The sequence below is a fragment of the Staphylococcus sp. ZWU0021 genome, from assembly GCF_000798895.1.
In the GTDB taxonomy this organism is placed as follows: Bacteria; Bacillota; Bacilli; order Staphylococcales; family Staphylococcaceae; genus Staphylococcus; species Staphylococcus saprophyticus.
The window spans coordinates 279,434-299,732 of the sequence record NZ_JTLN01000027.1 but is presented as its reverse complement, the minus strand read 5'-3'; the positions used below and the strand labels follow the sequence as shown (position 1 = coordinate 299,732).

Genomic DNA, 20,299 nt, shown 5'->3' with positions numbered 1-20,299 from the left:
TGTAGTTATTTTTAGGTTTTTTTGTATTTTAATATTACAAATTCAAAACTTCTGTAATATTAAAAGAGGAGTAGAACGTTGATTTAAAGCGATTTTTGAACCAAAGTGATCACCTCACATTACAAATATAAATATTGTAAACAACAACAATAATTCCTTAACAAAACATTTACATTATCTATATTTGTATTTAATAAAAGGTGTGTAGTATAGAGAATGTAAGAAATACATATAACTTTTGGGTTATTCACTTATTAGGAGGATGTTTCAATGAAAAAATGGCAATTATTTGGTACTACAGCAATCGGTGCTTCACTTTTATTAGGTGCTTGTGGCGGCGGAGGTAACGCTGATTCAGGTAAAGGCGAAGGAGAAGTTAAAGGCGATGGCTCATCAACAGTAGGTCCAATCATTGAAAAACTTAACGAAAAATTTGCTAAAGATAATAAAGATGTAACAGTATCATCAGGTACTTCAGGTACAGGTGGGGGATTTGAAAAATTCATCTCAGGTAGCACTGATTTTTCAAATGCATCTAGACCAATAAAAGATGAAGAAAAGAAAAAATTGGATGACAAAGGTATTAAATACGATGAATTCAAAATTGCTCAAGACGGTGTAACAATCACAGTCAATAAAGATAATGATTTCGTTGACGAACTTACTAAAGAACAACTTAAAGAAATTTACTCAGGTAAAGCTAAAACTTGGAAAGATGTAAATCCAAAATGGCCATCTAAAGAGATCAAAGCTTACTCACCTGACCAATCACATGGTACTTACGATTTCTTCACTGAAGAAGTTATGGACAAAGGGGATATCAAAGCAGAGAAAAATGCTGATACAAATGTAATTGTACAATCTGTTCAAAAAAATGAACAAGGTATTGGTTACTTCGGTTATAACTTCTATGAACAAAATAAAGATAAATTAAAAGAAGTTAAAGTTAAAGATGATTCAGGTAAAACAACTGAACCAACTAAGAAAACTATCCAAGATGGTTCATATGCATTGAGTAGACCATTGTATATCTACACTAACGAGAAAAAATTAAAAGATAACAAAGGATTCCAAGACTTCATGAAATTTGTTCTTGAAGACAAAGGTAAATCAGCTGAAGATGCAGGATTTGTTGCATTACCTAAGAAAGACTACACAGAACAACAATCTAAATTAGATGACATCATTGGTAAAGATAGTAAAAAAGACGACGACAAAGACAGTAAATAATTATAGTAAGATCGTTTAGGGTTGGGATTCTGGAATGGGGCAAAGTTAGATTCGTACGCTACTTTGTCATTTTTCCAGACCCAACTTTTTTAAATAATTGGGAGTTTACAAGAAGGAAGGAATTCACATGGCGAATAATAATCTCTCCGTAAGTGAAATGATTGAAAAAAACAACGCTAAAAAGAATGGTACAAGCGATAAAATTGCACCGATCATTTTAGGAATCATTGCAGTTTTTTCTATTTTAGCAACTATCGGAATTATCGTGACACTTTTAACTGAAACAATTACATTCTTTACACGAGTTTCATTTGCAGACTTTTTCCTAACAATGGACTGGAATCCATTTTCATCAACACCTAAATATGGTATTTGGGCATTGATTCTAGGTACATTGAAAATTACAGTTATCGCGACTATTGTAGCTGTACCAATTGGTTTAGGTGCTGCACTTTACTTAAGTGAATATGCTTCAAGTAGAGCAAGAAGCATTATCAAACCTATACTAGAAATCTTATCAGGTATTCCAACAATTGTATTTGGTTTCTTTGCACTTACATTCGTAACGCCTATACTACGTTCTGTCTTTCCAGAACTAGGTAGTTTCAACTCTATCAGTCCCGGAATTGTAGTAGGTGTCATGATTATACCTTTAATTTCAAGTATGAGTGAGGATGCTATGTCATCTGTACCAAATAAAATGCGCGAGGGTGCTTTAGGCTTAGGCGCTACTAAATTTGAAGTTGCAACTAAGGTTGTTTTACCTGCTGCAACATCAGGTATCATGGCTTCAATTGTATTAGCAATTTCTCGTGCAATCGGTGAAACGATGATTGTATCATTAGCTGCAGGTAGTACACCGTCTGCATCATTAGATTTAACAGGATCTATTCAAACAATGACTGGTTATATCGTGCAAGTAGCAACAGGTGATGCGACATTCGGTTCAGATATTTATTACAGTATTTATGCAGTAGGTTTTACATTATTCTTATTCACATTAATTATGAACTTAATTTCACATTGGATTACGAAACGTTTCAGAGAGGAGTATTAAAATGGCTGAAGTTAACAACAATAGTAAAGCACTTGTCGATCAAAACACCGTTGAAAAGAAACTCTCTGGGAGATTGTCGATAAATAAACTTAATAAGTGGGCATTCTTTGCATGTACAATGATCGGCTTACTCGTCTTAGCGGCATTAATTATTGATACTTTAATTAAAGGTGTTGGACATTTAACTCCTTCATTCTTTACGAGCTTCTCATCTTCAACACCGTCAATGGCCGGCATCAAAGGCGCCTTGATTGGTACTGTATGGTTGATGATTACAATTATTCCTATTTCTATTATTTTAGGCGTAGGTACAGCAATTTATTTGGAAGAATATGCAAAAGATAATGCATTCACAAGTTTCATAAAAGTAAGTATCTCGAATTTAGCTGGTGTACCATCAGTCGTATTCGGTTTACTAGGCTTAACAATTTTTGTAAGAGGTATGGGTATCGAATCATTAGCACTAGGTAATTCCATATTAGCTGCCGCACTCACGATGTCACTGCTTATCTTACCAGTAATTATTGTTGCGAGTCAGGAAGCAATCAGAGCAGTACCTAATTCAGTAAGAGAAGCATCATATGGATTAGGCGGTAATAAATGGCAAACAATACGCCGTGTAGTCTTACCAGCTGCAATCCCTGGTATTTTAACTGGATTTATCTTGGCACTATCACGTGCGTTAGGTGAAACGGCACCTTTGATTCTAATTGGTATCCCGACAGTATTATTACAATTACCATCAAGTATCTTTGATCAGTTCCAAGCTTTACCAATGGCTATATACAACTGGGCGAAATTACCACAAGCAGAATTCCAAAACGTCGCTTCAGCAGGCATTATCGTATTGCTCGTCATCTTATTATTGATGAACGCAATTGCTATTTTCTTAAGAAACAAATACAGTAAAAAATTCTAATCGTACTCAAATATAAAGTGTATTTAACCAAGGCTAGTCTACTGGGAATATACTATGGATATTAAATCTATAGTCTGGCTAGCCTTATATAAAAAAGGAGTTTTAATTATGGCTAATAAACAAATAATTGATAAAAATGATGACTTACAAGCACATACAGATCGCAATGATAAACCTATTGCAACAATTGAATCGAATCATAAAGAGAACAAAATTCCAGATAGTGAAAAGAAAATTGTCTATTCTACAAAAAATTTAGACTTATGGTATGGCGAGAATCACGCACTTAAAAATATTAACCTAGACATTCTAGAAAATAATGTCACTGCTATTATAGGACCATCAGGTTGTGGTAAATCAACATATATCAAGGCTTTAAACCGTATGGTAGAACTTGTACCATCTGTTAAAACTGCAGGTAAAATTTTATATCGTGATAAAAATATTTTTGACGACAAACATTCAGTAGAAAAATTAAGAACAAATGTAGGTATGGTATTCCAACAACCAAATCCATTCCCTAAATCAATTTACGATAATATTACGTATGGTCCAAAAATCCATGGCATTAAAAACAAAAAAGTTTTAGATGAAATTGTTGAAAAATCTTTACGTGGCGCTGCAATTTGGGATGAGTTAAAAGACCGCTTAGATACAAATGCCTATAGCTTATCAGGTGGTCAACAACAACGTGTATGTATTGCACGTACATTAGCAATTGAACCAGATGTTATTTTAATGGATGAGCCAACATCTGCATTAGATCCAATTTCAACATTAAAAGTTGAAGAATTAGTACAAGAATTAAAAGAAAAATATTCAATTATTATCGTTACACATAACATGCAACAAGCAGCACGTGTATCAGATAAAACAGCATTCTTCCTTAACGGCTATGTAAACGAATACGATGATACAGATAAAATCTTCTCTAATCCTTCTGATAAACAAACTGAAGATTATATCTCAGGTCGTTTCGGTTGATTAATCTATGGCTATAATCAGACAAAAATACGAAGGCCAACTCGATGATTTAATGAAAGATCTGCGTCGGCTTGGTCTTCATGTATATCATAATATTGAATTTGCATTAATGTCGTTAAGTGAAGAAGATAGAAACTATGCAAGAGAATCTATTGCAAAAGATAAAAATATTAATGAACTTGAAACTGAAATTAATGAAAAAGTTATTATGCTGATTACTAAACAGCAACCAATTGCTACTGATTTAAGATTGATGATGGCAGCATTAAAAATTGCTTCTGATTTTGAACGTATAGGAGATAACGCTGCTAATATTGCTGAAATTAGATTAAGAGCAAAGATTATAGATAAATATGTGCTAACAAGGCTCAACACAATGGGTAAATTAGCATTGTTAATGTTAAAAGATTTAAATGATGCGGTTAGAAACAATGATATCACACTTATTAAAGAAATCATTGAACGCGATAAGGATATTGATGATCTATATAAAAATATTGTTAACACTACCTATCTCATTGATAATGATCCTTTTGTTGCCGGACAAGCGCATCTAGCAGCACGTCATTTAGAACGCATCGGAGATCACATTACGAATATTGCTGAAAATATATATTTCTTTATTACTGGTAATCGTTACGAATCTTACAATAAATAACAAAGAAAAGCGCAGTGAGTGTGAAATTGATTTTCTACTCACTGCGCTTTTCTTTTATTGTTCTGCTTCAATTTCGTCTGTCAGCATTTCTAATTCGTCAACAAGCTTGCCAATATAACCAATGGTTGATTTCAATGGCGCATCTGTTCGAATATCAATACCTGCAATGTCAGCTAATTCAACTGGTGATTTACTGCCACCAGCTTTTAATGTTTCTAACCATGCATCGACGGCAGGTTGACCTTCAGTTTGAATACGTTGTGACATAACTGTACCAATAGTTAATCCTGCAGAATAAGTATAAGAATATAACCCCATATAATAGTGTGGTTGTCTCATCCAAGTCAATTCTGTACCTTCAGTTAATTTCACACTATCTCCAAAAAACTGACTATAAACATCTAACATAATTTGATTTAACACAGGTGCTGTTAACGACTCACCATTGTCGACTTTTGTGTAAACTTCTCTTTGATAAGCTGCTTCTAGTAAATGTGTAACCATATTATGATAATACGTTCTAGAAATAATTGAACCAATTACCCAACGTTTAAACTTCGGATCATCACTATTTTTAAATAAATAGTTAGACATCAACATCTCATTCATTGTAGAAGGTGCTTCAACAAAATACATTGACGCTTCTGATTCCAAATAATTTTGGTGTTTTTGCGCTAATGTAAAATGGCCAGCATGACCCAACTCATGCGCTAAGACAAATGTTTCAGTCATTTTACCTGTCCAAGAAATAAATACATAAGAATGAGAAGCATAAGGACTTGCACAATAAGCGCCTGTATCTTTACCTTTGTTTTGTGCAAAATCAATCCATCTTTCTTCATATGCAGCTTCGACCATCTTCAAATAATCTTGTCCAAGTACATCTAATGCACCATAGATATATTGTTTTGAGTCCTCTATAGAAATCTCTGGTTCATAATTTGGATCAATAGATACTTTTAAATCTTCAAAGCCCATAACATCAAGACCGTGCACGCGTTTGATTAACTTAGCATATTTTTGCATAATAGGCGCTAAATCACTCATAATTACATCAATTTGTCGATCAAACATATCACGTGTAACTTCTTGGTCTTGTAATAAGTAATCAATAACCGACTCGTAGCCCCTTAAATCAGCTTCAATTTTTTCTTGTTGAACTTGTAAATTATAAGTTGCTGCTGTTGTATGCTGATATTTACGTAGCGCATCACTAAAATATTTAAAGCTTGTTTCTCTAAAACCTCTATCCGGATTATCTTCATATTCATTTTCAAATGTTGCATAATCTAAAGGATAATTTTGATTATTGTGCTCAAATGATTCAAAGTCAATATCTAGCATTTTAGTTGTTCCATATAAATCAAAAGCACCGTCAAAAGTAGGGGATAAACTAGCTAAAACTTTTTCAACTTCTGGAGATAATTTATATGCTTTTTTAGCTTTAATTTTTGTTAAAAAATGTGGATATTGTGATGTTTTAATTAATTCATCTAATGTCGTATCTGAAAGTTCGATAATCTCTGAAACAACAAATGATAATTCACTTGCTATCTTTCCATAGGAAGTTGAAAATTTAGCGCTCAATGTTTGTGCTTGTTCATTAGCCGTATCGACACTTAAATTCAATTCGGCATAATTTGCCATTCTATCCAATTGAATTAATATATCAGAATATGCATTGAGTGCAACTTCAATCATTTCAGCATGATTCAAACGTTCTGTATATTGTTTATTAAATGCTTTGGCTGCTTCTAAAGTTTCATCTAACACTTGATAAAATGCTTCATCAGAACTAAATAATTCAGTAATATCCCAAGTTTCGTCTTTAGGGACATCACTTCTAAACGGTAATGTTCCAGTCATTTAATCACTCCTTCACGTAATTTAGGTTTCATATTGATTATACATGAAAGACGATAACAAAGCACAATTGCAAGTTTAATTATCATTGAAGCAGGGAAGATAATTAGATGAAATGTAATGTATGGAATCTTTTGTCTTTAAAACAAAAGATTACTACATACTACTATAGTCCGAATAAGATTGTGGTAAATTGTAGTATAATCTTAATCATTAAGTTAAAATTATAAACAAAAGATATGTAAGGAGTGCAACACATGACAATATTTGATATGCCTAATTATTTATGGATTTCAGTAGTTGCTGTGATATTAGTAACTATTTTCTGTAATCTAGCTTTAAATAAATGGTTTGTCCCAGCTGTATTAACAATCGTCGTATTAGGAATAGCTGCTTTCTTGATTCCTAATTTTGAAGATATTACATATGAACCATTATTAGGATTTGCGGCATTTATGGCTGTAATCAGTTTAATTATTAGTTTCTTAATTTGGTATTTCACACGCAATTGGAGACGAAGCCGTCGCGAGAAAAAAGCGAAAAAAGAAATTCGTAAACGTGGCGGTATTCCTAAAGATGAAATTGAGAACTATCGAGAAAAAAGATAGATATAATAAAAGCCATTGTAGTGGGTTACATTACAATGCCTTTTATTATTGCCACTAAATAGGTTAGTGGGGAAGATTATTTAAATGCTTTCTGTATTTGTTCAAGTTGGTCGATGGTTAATTTGATACCACCTTCACCGAAAAACCAACTGTTTGCTTCAAATAATGTAACGCCATTATTTTTAATTGCCTTTGAATTTTTTATAACATCATTCTGTAACGCTTGCGGCATACTTTCACTTTTTACATTTCCATGTTTAGTTCGATCAATAACAAATAATTTGTCTGGATTCATTTCATTTAAATATTCATTTGAAATAAGTATACCACTTGAGTTCGGTTTCATTTTTTTATCAGCATGTTTAATGCCTAAATCTTCATTTAAAAAACCACCGAATCTACCAGTAGCACCATAGGTTTTTATACCTTTATCATCTACATTTAGAAATAATACAGATTCATTTTCAATTCTTTTTTTAGTTTCAGCAACCTTATTATCCAGTTCTGTAATTAATGCCTTTGTTTCTTTTTGTTTTTCAAAAATTTTACCTATATTTTCAGTATTTTTCTTAATTGAAGCTATGTAATCATCGTTTTGAGGACTAATAAAAACAATTTTAGCATTTGGTACAGCTTTTTTCATTTCTTCTAAAGTTTTAGTATGTGCTTGCCTGAAAGAAGCAACAACAACATCTGGTTTAGATTTTGCTAATTCATCGTAATTAGGTTGACCGGGGTTGCCAATATTGTTGTATTGGCTGCTTTTAAATGCTTTTAGGCTGTCTGGTAAAAATGGAGCACCTTGGCCCTTAGCAATAGCAACGATATGGTCTTGCAATTTTAATTGTTGCATCACATCTAACACACCGTAATCCATTACTGCAACGCGTTTAGGATTAACCGGAACCTCTACAACTTCATGCTTAATTTCGCCTTTATTATGATCTTGATTTTTATCTTTAAACTCATAAGAAGTTTCAATTTTAATTGTTTCTTTAGATGCTTTATTACTTTGGGTATGACTACAAGCACCTAAAAATAAAAAGCAAAGGGCGGTTAATGCAATACATATAAACTTATTCATATACAATCTCTCCTTTAATATAAAAGTTAATTATATATTAATTGAAAATCATTATCAATTAGAGATTTTAGAAATACTAAATGATTGTGTGAAGTTCATAGCAATTTCGAATTAACATACCAATGCAATGATTAAGTCTAATGATTAAGTCTACAGGAAATAACACATATGAGGTTATCAATATACGTATAATTATCATATTAAAGAAAGTCAACGAGCAATAATGATTTAGCAAATTATAATCAAGCTAAAACAATGTGAAGCATATGTAATGTATTCATATTAGCATAGAAATTATATAGATAGTACAAGCATGTACTAAGAAAAAGGGTTCCGAAATTGGAAAATATCTCGATATACATAACTTCCTATAATATATATTATGTAAACTAAAATACAGCATAATATTTTTACTGGAAAATTATTATGCTTTCATAGCATTTAACCTTAACTTAGTAACTATAATGAATTACCTGATTTTTATACTTAATTGTTCTGTTTAATGTTACGTATAATACACATGATTTTAAATTTGATTCTCACTTAAGTTATCTATTTGTAAATCATTTCTTTGTTATAGATAATTTCAACACTTATTGTTATGACTACAAATGGCCATTTCATTTTAAGATACTTATTTGCAATCACATGAACAAGTACCCACAATATCATTTTAAAATGCTCAGAAATGCAAATCTCAGCGCCTATGTTTAACGCTTACTAAAATAATTACTAAATAAGATATCCAATCGCTATCACAATCTCAGTAATCCTTAAAAAATGGTTTTTATTAAGTTCAAACTACATTATAGGTTTACATAATATAAATATGATAATCTTAAAATCTTTTAGTGTTCCTTTTCTTTTTTTGGGTATATACTGTTTAGAGAATATTTTAGGAGTGAAATTTATGCAACGATCTTCAGGTATTAAATGGTCAAGTTTGATCATTGGTGTTATTTTCTTAGTTATTGGCGTATTTATCGTTAGTTTTCCAGAAGAAAACTTATTTGCTATAACTTGGTTAATTGGTCTTTTATTTATTATTAATGGTTTTATAGAAATTTTCATCCGTCGTATAATGAAAAAAGCGACACAAAGGGGCTCCAAATTACTGATTATACTTGGTATAATTAATATAATCATCGGTTTGTTAATCCTATTTAATGTCGTAACGAGTACAACCTTTATTATTTATTTATTTGCTATTTGGTTTATTATTAATGCTATTTTCAATATATTCACCGTAACACCAGCTGAAAAGTCGAATAAAGCTTTCCATACTTTTTCAATTTTACTAAATGTAATTGAAATTGTTTTTGGTATTATTTTATTATTCAACCCGTTAATCGCTGCGGTAATTATTGCTATATTTATGTGTATTGTATTCTTTATCATAGGTATCACATATATTATTGATGCTTTGAATTAATTTAATATAGCAAATTAAATTTTATATTTTAACTAGGGCGCTTAATAATAAAAATCAAAAACCATAAAAACCATGTTGTGATTTGTCGAATTACAACATGGTTTTTTTAACCTATTCTATTACTTACACCGAGTAAATATATACATTTTTTATATTTACTTTTTTTGAATCATTATGCTATTGTTATATTGATATTATATAATTTTATGCTATAATAAAAAATGTGGCTAACAACTAGAATCAACCTCATAGAATATGCCACATACTAGATTACCGTTATATTGGAAAGCCATCCTTTTATAACGAGTCCTAAACAAAAGAAAGCATACTGATATACGCTTACAACCAGTATGCTTTCTTTTTAATATTATTTTTTAATTTTCTTTCTAACATTATTCAACGTATTAAATAACCAATATTTCGATTTCTTAATTGGTTTATAGAAATCACCAATCAATTCCTCAATTTGTACGTTAAAGCCTCGTTTAAAGCGATATACACCGTAATCTTCGCTATTTTCAGTAAAGTCACCTGATAGACCATAGAAATTATAACGACCATAGCCATGATCAAAGCAATAATTCATCATATACCAGTGCATCATATAGGGTCCCATATATTGATTATATTTTTCTGATGAACCACCTGAGAAATAATTCACTTCATATGCATTTGCAAAATAAACACCCGCGGCTAAGTTTAAAATAGCACCGTCAGTTAATCTTAACTCACTCGCATGAAGTAATTCTTTTTTATCATGTTCAATCTGTTTGTCTAGCTCTGCAATTTTCTTCAACTGCTTATCAGATTTATTCTCATTTTGCATCATTTGATCGCGGCGTGATTCTTTTTCATTAATGCTTTCTTGAGTATGATTAATATATTCATCCAAATCAATGTAGGCCAATGGGATTAATGCTTTATCACCGTAATTATCTATAAAGTTATAAAAGTATTCATCCGTTTTAGAAACAAAACCTGTACGTTCTTCTGTTTCACGATACAATTCTAAGAATATATCAAATTCATCTCTTGTTAGTAACCTTACCTTCACGCCAAAATTAATTGCCTTGTTAATATTACGTTTTCTTTGGCTATCAAATTGTTTTTTTAATGAAGCTGGTGTTTCACCATCAAGGTTTAATACGCCCATCCATCTAACTTGACTAGATGTATCATACGATGTTGTAAATCCGTGATGTATATAACGATGAGATTTGAATAAATTAACGAGTGCATCATTCTTATCATGATTAGGTAATGGATTAATATCCTTATCATATATTTGATAAATCCAATATGGATCCATTTTGACATATAAACAATTATGCTGTTGCAAATAAGTGTCTAACTCACGTAAATAGAAATCTACTAACCCCAAATCATTATAATCCATAACTGGACCGCGATTTGAATAATAAACATAGCTTCCCATTGTAGGAATTTTAGAGAAAAGACTAGCAGCAATAACTTGATTATCGTCATCTTTTAAGCCTAATAATACAACTTGAAATCCATCTTCTTCCCTTGTCGCAATATTTTCTTTCACTTGAAAATAATGACTCTCTAATGCTGGATTCTGTACAAAATTGTCATATTCTTTGACAGTTAACTCTGTAAATTTCATTCTAGCTTAGTTCCCTTCTATTTATGTTTATTTCTTTTTATCCTTAATTTTTTTCAATGTCGTATAAATTTTGTACATTGGCTTATTAATCGGTTTAATAAAATCACCAACATATTCTACTACATCTGCATTAAAACCTTTTTTAAATTTAACAACACCTGCATCTTCTGCATCTTCAGTAAAATGACCACTAATACCATAAAAATTATATCTATCTATATTATGATCTATAGCATAATTAATCATCTTCCATTGTATTGCATAACTACCAGCAAAATGTCTAAATTCATTAGATGTACCACCTGCATAGTAAACGACTTCATAAGGATTAATAATAAAGTAAGCTGCAGAAATCGGTAATTCGTTACCATGCTTCTCTTGTAACGCAGTGGCTTCATCTATTTTTTGTTGGTTTGCAATCAGTTGTTGTTCTAAATTTTCTTTTTTATTATACGCTTTTTTATTTTCTGGTCTTTTTTCTATATCCTTAACTGCTTTATTTATATCTTTACTTAATACTTCGCGTTCAGCCTTTAATTCTGTTATATATTCATCAAAATCCATATAAGCTAATGGGACAAGCACACGATCTTTATAATATCTTAACCTATTATAATAAAAATCGTCATCTCTATCGTCAAAATCCTTTGTTTCAGAAGTATCTTCCATGAATGAGCGGAATATTGGCAACTCATCTTCACCTAAAAATCTTACTTTCACACCATTTTTCTGTACTTTTTTAGTATTTCGTTTACGTAAACTATCCATACCATTAAGTACGTCTTTAGCAGTTTTTCCAGCTAAATCTAAAACAGAATGGAATCTTATTTGAAGTATTGGGTCAAAGCCAGTTAAAAAACCTTCATGCTTATAACCGAGTTGTTTCATTTTATCAAAAATCCAATCGTGACCCGCATTTGCTAATACTTCACCATCATGATTACGATATTGATAAGCAAGATAAGGATCTACTCGTAAATATAAGGCATTATGTTTTTTTACATATTTTGCTAATTCGTTAAAGAAGTAATGTACGAGTTCTTTATTTTCAAAATCTATGACTGGACCTCTATTGGAATAAAAATACTTGAAGAATTTCATAACAGGAACAGCTGTAAGTAAACATGCTGCAATTACTTCATTATCATTATTCTTAATACCTACTAGGTGTGTTTCTGTACTTTCTGCAATTTTCAATTCATAATTTCCAACCATTTGCGTAAAATGACTATTCGGCATTTTATCCGTAAATGCACCGAACTCTTTTGCAGTTAAATTCGTAAATTTCATTTTTTATATACTCCTATTTATCTATAGTTCTATTTTCGAGTTTAATTCTCAATCTAGATTATTATACAATATTCATTTATAAAACTAAATCAATAGCCTGTACATAATCTTTCTAATGCAATGATTACACTGCGTTTTATGTATTATTTAATTATATCACTACTTTTATTTTAACAAAGCGTAAGCATTTATTCATATTTAACATGTTAGATTTATAATTTAATTATGAATAACTTTTGGTTTTATTACCTTAATTATATATTTACTGTCATCTTCACTTAATTTATTTGTAAATACATGATAAAACCGGAGAACTTATCTCGTTCTCCGGTTTTATATTATTTCAAGAAAAAGTTTCTAATTATAAAGCATCTCTGATTGCTTTACCTATTGCTACACTTGATTGTGGATTTTGACCAGTGATAAATTGGGCATCAGATTCAATATGCTCTGTAAAATCATCTTTTGTCACAAACTTAGCACCTTGATTTTCCAATTCCGTTTGAGTTAAAAATGGAACTTTGTCTTCCAAGCCCATCGTACGTTCTTCATTATCTGTAAATGATGTTAATGTAACACCTTTAACTAAGAAATTGCCTTGTTTATCTTTGGCACCCACAAATACACTTGGTCCGTGACATACTGAAGAAATAATTTTCTTTTCTTCTTTAAAGTCTGCAAGGATATCTGCTAATTGTTGGTTATGTGCAAAATCAAATACGGCACCATGTCCACCAGGTAAATAGACTGCATCGTACTGTGATACATCAATATTTTCAATACTTGGTACTTGTTTTAACTTTTCAACAAAATTAGCATACTGATTTAATTCATCATTTTGTGTAGAATTTGGATCTAATGGAATTTCTCCACCTTCAATCGACACGATATCCACATCAATACCTGCTTCTGTTAATATATTATAAGGTTCGCTCGCCTCTTCTAACCATAGTCCAGTTGGCGTGCCATCATCATATTGACTTCTACTCGTAATTATAAATAATACTTTTTTACTCAAATTAAGTCACCTCTTTTAAAAATAAAGGTATGAACGATAAATAATACCAACGATACTATTTATCTAACTCTTCCTCTGATATCATATTACCCTTATTTTTAATGCATACACATAAAAATATATGACAATCTTTGCTTAATTCAAGACATTTCTTATTGTTTTTAAATACTCAATGGTAGTTTGTTTATCGTCATTTTCAAAGCGTTTTACTATTTCACTACCTATCACTACGCCATCTGAAGCTTCAATAATATCTTTTACATGTGCTGCTGTTCTTATACCAAATCCAGCTACTACAGGAACTTCAGTATGTGCTTTTATATCTTTAATTCTATTTTTTAGCTCTGGATGAAATTTACCATCTTCGCCTGTAGTCGCATTCATCGTTACAGTATAAATAAATCCTTCTGCATCCTTGGCTATTTGATGACTTCTAGTATTTGAAGTTGTCATAGCAATTAATGAAATAATATTTGTTTTGCGTTCTGGATGACGCGCTTTAAGTTGTTGCACCAACTCATGAGGCAAATCTGGTATGATCAAACCATACACACCTGCTTGTTCACAAGCATTCAAAAATGCTGATTCACCATAATGATTAATGATATTGTAGTATGTCATTAACACATACTTACTTTGAATCTCATCTTGATTTTCTGTAAGTTGATCGAAAATATATTGTATATTAACGCCTTCTTGAATTGCTTTATTACCAACATTCATGATTACCGGCCCATCAGCAACAGGGTCTGAAAATGGAACACCCACTTCAACTATATCTGCACCTGCTTCACTTAGTGTTTTTACATTTTCAATAAAGTCTCTGTTGCCCATAACATAAGGTACAAATAATTTATGCATGCGTGTCACCCTCCTGTTTCATATAATTTCTAATCGTTTCCATATCTTTATCACCGCGGCCTGATACTGTAACCACAAGTATTTCATCGTTACGCATCGTAGGTGCCAATGTTTCTACATAACTTAAGGCATGTGCACTTTCGATAGCTGGTATGATACCTTCCGCTTTAGTAAATCGCACTAAAGCATCCATTGCTTGTTTGTCACTTGCAGTAGCATATTTCACTCTTCCAATGTCATGATAATATGAATGCTCTGGACCAACGCCAGGATAATCCAATCCTGCAGATATTGAGTGTGCTAATTGTATTTGACCATCATCATCTTGAATTAAATACATTTTAGTACCATGTAACACGCCTTCTTTACCTTTATTTATAGCAAGCGCGTGTTTATCTGAATCTATTCCGTCGCCCGCTGCCTCAACACCGTAAAGCTTAACATCATCCTTTACAAATGGATAAAACGTCCCGATGGCATTAGAACCACCGCCTACACATGCGACAATAGCATCTGGTAATTGACCTTCTTTTTCATGAACTTGTGCTTTAATTTCTTGACCAATAATTTTTTGAAAGTCTCTTACAATAGTAGGAAAAGGATCAGGTCCCAGTGCAGAGCCTAGCAAATAATGCGTATCATCAACATGGCTTACCCAGTACTGTAATGCTTTATTGACTGCATCAGATAATGTGCCTTGTCCTTCAGTGACTGATTCCACTTTTGCGCCTAATAGTTCCATTCTAAACACGTTTAATGATTGTCTTTTGATATCTTCTTCACCCATAAACACAACGAGTTCCATATCAAATAAGGCAGCTACAGTTGCACTAGCAACACCATGTTGCCCCGCTCCAGTTTCGGCTACTAATTTATTTTTTCCCATGCGTTTAGCTAACAGTGCTTGACCAAGTGCATTATTAATTTTATGTGCACCCGTATGGTTTAAATCCTCACGTTTCAAATAGATTTTTGCACCACCAAGTAATTCCGAATAAGACTTAGCATATGTTAGCGGTGTTTCACGACCTACGTAATCTTTTAAGTAATCATCAAGTTCTATCTGAAATTGAGGATCATTTTTAGCGTCCTGATAAGCTTGTTTCAATTCTTGTATTGCGGGCATTAATGTTTCTGGTACATATTGTCCACCATAATTACCGAAAAAACCAAATGCATCTGCTTCTGTTTGTATATTTTCAACCATAGTTTATTGAGCTCCTTTTAAAAGTTTTATAATTTCTAACATTTTATTTAAGTCTTTTTTATGATTCGTTTCTATGCCACTTGCAATATCATAACCAGTATGATGAAGTGATAAGTTTTCTATCTTTTGTATATTTTCATAATTAATGCCACCTGCAATTAAATAATCAACATCATGTATGGTATCTAAAATTTTCCAATCATACGTTTTGCCAGTACCACCATAGGATTGTGATGGTGTATCAATAATAAATTGGTCAACTGAATGCTTGTAATAATCTATTGATGTTAATAATGTTTGTTGATTTACTGCAGGTAATGCTTTAATAATTTTTAAGTTACTATTTTGTTGTCTAATATATTGCACCGTACTTATAGGTTCGTTTCCATGAAGTTGTATTGTTGTAATACCTGTATGATTAATAATGCTATCTATTGTAGCGCGTTCAGGATTTACTAGAATAATCACTTTTTCCTTATCATTTGGTATAATATCTGTAAATTGTTTAATCGTTTGAATATCAACAAATCGCTTACTCTCAGTAAAATGTATAAAGCCCATAGCGTCGATATTCAATGCTTTTGCCTTTTCAACATCTTCTAACGTACGAAATCCACAAAATTTTATTTTCACTTTGTCACCTTAGTTAATTTTAATCCTGGTAAAAATTGACTTAAATCTTCACATTTCATTAACGACTCACCTATTAACAGACCATCAATACCTGACTCAACCACATTCGCTACATCCTGTTCATCCCGAATACCACTTTCCGAAATATAATAGTAGCCCTCTTTTTTGTTTTCTAATATTTCATTTGTATGCAGCACATCTGTGACAAATCGTTTCAAATCTCTATTGTTTACACCAATAATTTGTGGTTTTAATTTGTAGGCCCTTTCTAATTCTTCTTTATCATGTACTTCTACTAGTACTTCTAAATTTAGTGATGTCGCATATTGATATAAATCTTTCATTTGTTGATCTGTTAATACATTAACGATTAACAATATGATTGATGCTCCGGCTTTTTTTGCTACATCAATTTGAATTTTATCGACAACAAAGTCCTTACATAGTACCGGTAAAGTCGTTTGTAATGTTAAATCTTGCAATCTTTCATAGCTACCTCCAAAGTAATGCTCATCTGTGAGAATTGAGACTGCATTTGCACCGTTAGCTTCGTAATCCTTAACTTGTTGTGCTAAATCTCTATTTGGTAATTGATCTAATGTTGGACTTTTAGATTTAATCTCTGCGATTACTGCTAATTGGTTAGACTCATCTAATTGCGACTTAAACGAAGATTTATGCGTAATGTCTACCTCATTTAATGTCTTTAATTTCTCTTCATAGTAACCTTCTTTTATTAAATTTCTTTTATAATCCACGATTTCATCCAATATAGTCATATGTCATTCCTCCCATTTTGTTGTATTGTGCAATAGCATTGCCATTATCAATTAAGCGTTGTGCTTCAATTACACCTTGTTTAATAGAACTGACCTTCTCAGCAACATATAAAGCGATACCCGCATTAAACACCACTACATCACGTTTTGCGCTTCGATCAACACCCGTCAAAATATTTTTGGTAATCTCTAAATTTTCAAGTGGTGTACCACCAATGAGCGCTTCATTTGGTGCATACGCTAAACCAACGTCCTTTGGATTTACAGTATAATTTTTAGTAGCTTCGTTTTCATTTACTTCGTATATCATATTATCACCAGAAAGCGTTGCTTCATCCATGCCATTGGCTCCATAGACAACGATTGCTTTTTTACGGCCTAAATCTTTAAGTGTTTGAGCAATCTTTTCTAATTTTGATGTTTCATATACACCCATCACTTGATAATCTAATTTAAATGGATTAATAATCGGACCAGTTATATTAAAAATTGTTGGGTTAGTCATCATTTTTCTAATAGGTTGAATGCTTTTCATAATCGGGTACGTATCTGTTGCACTCAAGAAAGCTAAACCAACTTGATTCAATTGACTTGGTGTTGCTTCAACAGAACTTGTATTTATACCCATTGCCTCTAGCAAATCTGTACTACCTGATGATGAGGTAACACTCTTATTGCCATGTTTAATCACAGGGATATTTGCGCTAGCAATTACAAACGAAACTGTCGTTGAAATATTAAAGCTATTTGATTTATCTCCCCCTGTACCACAAACACACATACCATTCGGATAATAAGGCTGCTGTCGATACATAGAATGAATCAAACTTTTTGAAATATATGTTAATTCTTCTTGAGTAATCTCTTTTTCTGAGAACGATGATAATAAATTTGCTTTTATTTCGTTTGATATATCATCAGCAATAAGTAGTTCTATAAATTCATTCATTTGTTGCTGATTTAATGGTTTATACTGTTTTAATTGTGCTTGTAGTTCCATTACTTTTGTCCTCCTTTACTATATTCAAAAAATTATTGATGATTTGTACACCATCCGCTGTTGCAAAAGATTCAGGATGATATTGAATTCCGAAGTGTAACAATTGACTATGTTCAAATGATTGAATACAATCTTTTGTTTCTGCTGTTATAATAAATGCTTCAGGTATTGTTTTTGAATTACTAATCAGTGAATGATACCTCATTATTTCAGAATATTCTGGAATATTTCTGTACAACTTTGTATCTTTTATGATTCTCATTTGATCCGTTTTACCATGCATGATGAATTCACTTTGAATAACATCTCCACCGTGATAGCATGTTAATGCTTGAGCACCTAAACATACACCTAAGATTGGTTTATTTTCATGATGCTTTATAATTTTCATTAAATCTTCTTTATCTAATGGGTGCCCTGGCCCAGGTGATATGACTACACCATCTACATCTAAATGATAAATCTCCGGATCATCAGGATATTTCACTATCACTTCATTATTTTTGGCTATCATATCTACTAGGTTATAGGTAAATGAATCATAGTTATCAACGATTAATATCATGGTGACACCTCCAATAAACTCTTAGCTTTTAACTTTGTTTCTTCTAGTTCTTTTTCAGGTATTGAGTCATAGACAACGCCACATCCAGCTTCAACATTTACATGTGTTTCATCAATCATCATTGTACGTATTGCCAAGGCGAAATCTAGATCATGATTACAATTGATGTAGCCTATACCGCCACTATAGACACCTCGTTTTTGTGGTTGCGCTTCATAGATACGTTGAATGGCTCTTAGTTTTGGAGCACCCGACACTGTACCAGTAGGTAGTAAGCTCGCAATCACAGACATTGGAGAATAGTCTTGCTTAAGTTGTCCTGTTACTTCACTTACAATATGCATAACATGTTCATAACGCTCAATTGCCATTAACTTTTGTATCTTAGAAGTACCTGTTTCACTTACTCTGTGAATATCATTTCTTCCTAAATCAACTAACATGCTATGTTCACTTAATTCTTTGTGATCGTTTTTCAATTGTGTTTCGTTTGCATTGTCTTCTTCCAGAGTGCTTCCTCTTTTTATTGTTCCAGCAATAGGATTGGTCACTACTGTTTGACCTTGAACTTTTACAAAACTCTCAGGTGAACTGCCGACGACAATGCGTTCATCCATGTTCAAGTAGTACATATACGGACTTGGGTTTTGACGTTTTAAATTTTGATACAACTGATAAGATAATTGATGTAACTGTTGTCCAAAATTGTGTTCATAGCTGTATATGATAGATGGCACAACTTGGAACATATCACCTTGTTGTATAAGATGCTTCATTTTTTCTACTGTTGCTATAAATTGTTCCGTTGCCATATTAGATTTTATGTTTTTTTCTGTTACTTTTTGTTCATTTCGTAAAGGATAGATATTAATTTGTTGTAATTCTTCTACACGACGTTGCACACGTGCTTTCAATTGTTCATCACTTTGATTAGAAAATAAATTCGTTGCGATGACGTATAAATGTTCTTTGTAATGATCAAAAACATAAACATCTTCTACCATATATAATTTTGCGTCGTGTTGTGGGTGATCTGTTAATTCAATTTCTTTTAAAACAGGAAATGCATGTCTTACCAAATCAAAACTACACGAACCAACGAAACCTGAAATAAAAGGTAAATCTTCTAATATTGCATCCTCTATATTAGTTTTATATTGATCTATAAAAGCTTGCATTTTTTCATAAGGATGATTCTGTTCTATCGTTTTGTTAGTAGCTGTTTGAATAGTCATTTCATCATTATCCAAAGTAATTGCTCCATAAGTGTCAAAAATCACTATAGAATAACGTCCTTTTAATTGTGATTGATCTGAGCTTTCTAAAATCATTTTATTTTTTCTTAATCTTGCTAATGCTTCTGGGGTAACTTCAGCATTTAATTTTTGGTATTGTACTTTCATTTAACTTTCCTCCTTATAAAAAAACAGCGCCCTTAAACTATGTTAAGGACGCTGACGCGCGGTACCACCTAAAATTAGTAG

Annotated in this window: 19 protein-coding genes; 7 read left to right on the top strand and 12 right to left on the bottom strand. The window is 31.9% G+C overall.

Annotation, left to right across the window (positions count from 1 at the left end):
• Window positions 1–270 precede the first annotated feature (270 nt).
• From L987_RS06825 to phoU, 5 genes are all read left to right on the top strand, one after another.
• The gene (locus L987_RS06825) at window positions 271–1,230 is read left to right on the top strand and encodes a PstS family phosphate ABC transporter substrate-binding protein (protein WP_002483330.1); all 960 of its coding nucleotides are present in this window, start codon (window positions 271–273) and stop codon (window positions 1,228–1,230) included.
• Window positions 1,231–1,357: 127 nt separating this feature from the next.
• Window positions 1,358–2,287 carry a phosphate ABC transporter permease subunit PstC gene (pstC, locus tag L987_RS06820; RefSeq protein WP_011303139.1) on the top strand — a complete coding sequence of 310 codons (930 nt, stop codon included), beginning with the start codon at window positions 1,358–1,360 and terminating at the stop codon, window positions 2,285–2,287.
• A gap of 1 nt (window position 2,288) precedes the next feature.
• Entirely contained in the window at window positions 2,289–3,206 is a 918-nt protein-coding gene (gene pstA, locus L987_RS06815; protein WP_011303140.1) for a phosphate ABC transporter permease PstA, read from the top strand.
• A gap of 108 nt (window positions 3,207–3,314) precedes the next feature.
• Entirely contained in the window at window positions 3,315–4,190 is an 876-nt protein-coding gene (pstB, locus tag L987_RS06810; RefSeq protein WP_011303141.1) for a phosphate ABC transporter ATP-binding protein PstB, read from the top strand.
• 7 nt (window positions 4,191–4,197) lie between these two features.
• On the top strand, window positions 4,198–4,848 hold the full coding sequence (phoU, locus tag L987_RS06805) for a phosphate signaling complex protein PhoU (RefSeq protein ID WP_011303142.1): 651 nt from the start codon (window positions 4,198–4,200) through the stop codon (window positions 4,846–4,848).
• Between the two features lie 54 nt (window positions 4,849–4,902).
• On the opposite strand, the gene pepF is transcribed toward phoU, so the two are convergent.
• A complete protein-coding gene (gene pepF, locus L987_RS06800; RefSeq protein ID WP_047503740.1) occupies window positions 4,903–6,714 on the bottom strand; it encodes an oligoendopeptidase F in 1,812 nt (603 codons plus the stop codon).
• Between the two features lie 254 nt (window positions 6,715–6,968).
• Here pepF and L987_RS06795 point away from each other — a divergent pair, with 254 nt between their 5' ends.
• Complete coding sequence (locus L987_RS06795; protein ID WP_011303144.1) at window positions 6,969–7,319, top strand: membrane protein; 351 nt, start codon at window positions 6,969–6,971, stop codon at window positions 7,317–7,319.
• Between the two features lie 76 nt (window positions 7,320–7,395).
• Here L987_RS06795 and L987_RS06790 read toward each other — a convergent pair whose 3' ends face one another.
• A complete protein-coding gene (locus tag L987_RS06790; protein ID WP_047503737.1) occupies window positions 7,396–8,403 on the bottom strand; it encodes a siderophore ABC transporter substrate-binding protein in 1,008 nt (335 codons plus the stop codon).
• Window positions 8,404–9,313: 910 nt separating this feature from the next.
• On the opposite strand from L987_RS06790, the gene L987_RS06785 reads away from it, so the two are divergent.
• Window positions 9,314–9,835 (top strand): HdeD family acid-resistance protein, encoded by a 522-nt coding sequence (locus L987_RS06785; protein ID WP_041080531.1) that lies wholly within the window; start codon window positions 9,314–9,316, stop codon window positions 9,833–9,835.
• 367 nt (window positions 9,836–10,202) lie between these two features.
• On the opposite strand, the gene L987_RS06780 is transcribed toward L987_RS06785, so the two are convergent.
• The 10 genes from L987_RS06780 to L987_RS06735 all read right to left on the bottom strand — a co-directional run bounded on the left by L987_RS06780 (window position 10,203) and on the right by L987_RS06735 (window position 20,218).
• The gene (locus L987_RS06780) at window positions 10,203–11,462 is read right to left on the bottom strand and encodes an aminoacyltransferase (protein ID WP_011303147.1); all 1,260 of its coding nucleotides are present in this window, start codon (window positions 11,460–11,462) and stop codon (window positions 10,203–10,205) included.
• Between the two features lie 27 nt (window positions 11,463–11,489).
• On the bottom strand, window positions 11,490–12,752 hold the full coding sequence (locus L987_RS06775; RefSeq protein WP_002483340.1) for an aminoacyltransferase: 1,263 nt from the start codon (window positions 12,750–12,752) through the stop codon (window positions 11,490–11,492).
• A gap of 361 nt (window positions 12,753–13,113) precedes the next feature.
• Complete coding sequence (locus tag L987_RS06770) at window positions 13,114–13,770, bottom strand: type 1 glutamine amidotransferase domain-containing protein (protein ID WP_047503731.1); 657 nt, start codon at window positions 13,768–13,770, stop codon at window positions 13,114–13,116.
• Between the two features lie 135 nt (window positions 13,771–13,905).
• Entirely contained in the window at window positions 13,906–14,631 is a 726-nt protein-coding gene (gene trpA, locus L987_RS06765) for a tryptophan synthase subunit alpha (RefSeq protein WP_047503728.1), read from the bottom strand.
• The gene (trpB, locus tag L987_RS06760; RefSeq protein WP_011303150.1) at window positions 14,624–15,838 is read right to left on the bottom strand and encodes a tryptophan synthase subunit beta; all 1,215 of its coding nucleotides are present in this window, start codon (window positions 15,836–15,838) and stop codon (window positions 14,624–14,626) included. The genes trpA and trpB overlap by 8 nt, the downstream gene beginning before the upstream one ends.
• Before the next feature lie 3 nt (window positions 15,839–15,841).
• On the bottom strand, window positions 15,842–16,471 hold the full coding sequence (locus tag L987_RS06755) for a phosphoribosylanthranilate isomerase (protein WP_011303151.1): 630 nt from the start codon (window positions 16,469–16,471) through the stop codon (window positions 15,842–15,844).
• On the bottom strand, window positions 16,468–17,250 hold the full coding sequence (trpC, locus tag L987_RS06750; protein ID WP_011303152.1) for an indole-3-glycerol phosphate synthase TrpC: 783 nt from the start codon (window positions 17,248–17,250) through the stop codon (window positions 16,468–16,470). The genes L987_RS06755 and trpC overlap by 4 nt, the downstream gene beginning before the upstream one ends.
• A complete protein-coding gene (gene trpD / locus L987_RS06745; RefSeq protein WP_047503725.1) occupies window positions 17,234–18,250 on the bottom strand; it encodes an anthranilate phosphoribosyltransferase in 1,017 nt (338 codons plus the stop codon). The genes trpC and trpD overlap by 17 nt, the downstream gene beginning before the upstream one ends.
• Window positions 18,219–18,815: an anthranilate synthase component II gene (locus L987_RS06740; RefSeq protein ID WP_047503722.1), complete on the bottom strand. Its 597-nt coding sequence runs from the start codon at window positions 18,813–18,815 to the stop codon at window positions 18,219–18,221. Before L987_RS06740 ends, trpD begins: the two co-directional genes overlap by 32 nt.
• On the bottom strand, window positions 18,812–20,218 hold the full coding sequence (locus L987_RS06735; RefSeq protein WP_047503719.1) for an anthranilate synthase component I: 1,407 nt from the start codon (window positions 20,216–20,218) through the stop codon (window positions 18,812–18,814). The genes L987_RS06740 and L987_RS06735 overlap by 4 nt, the downstream gene beginning before the upstream one ends.
• Between the last annotated feature and the right edge of the window lie 81 nt (window positions 20,219–20,299).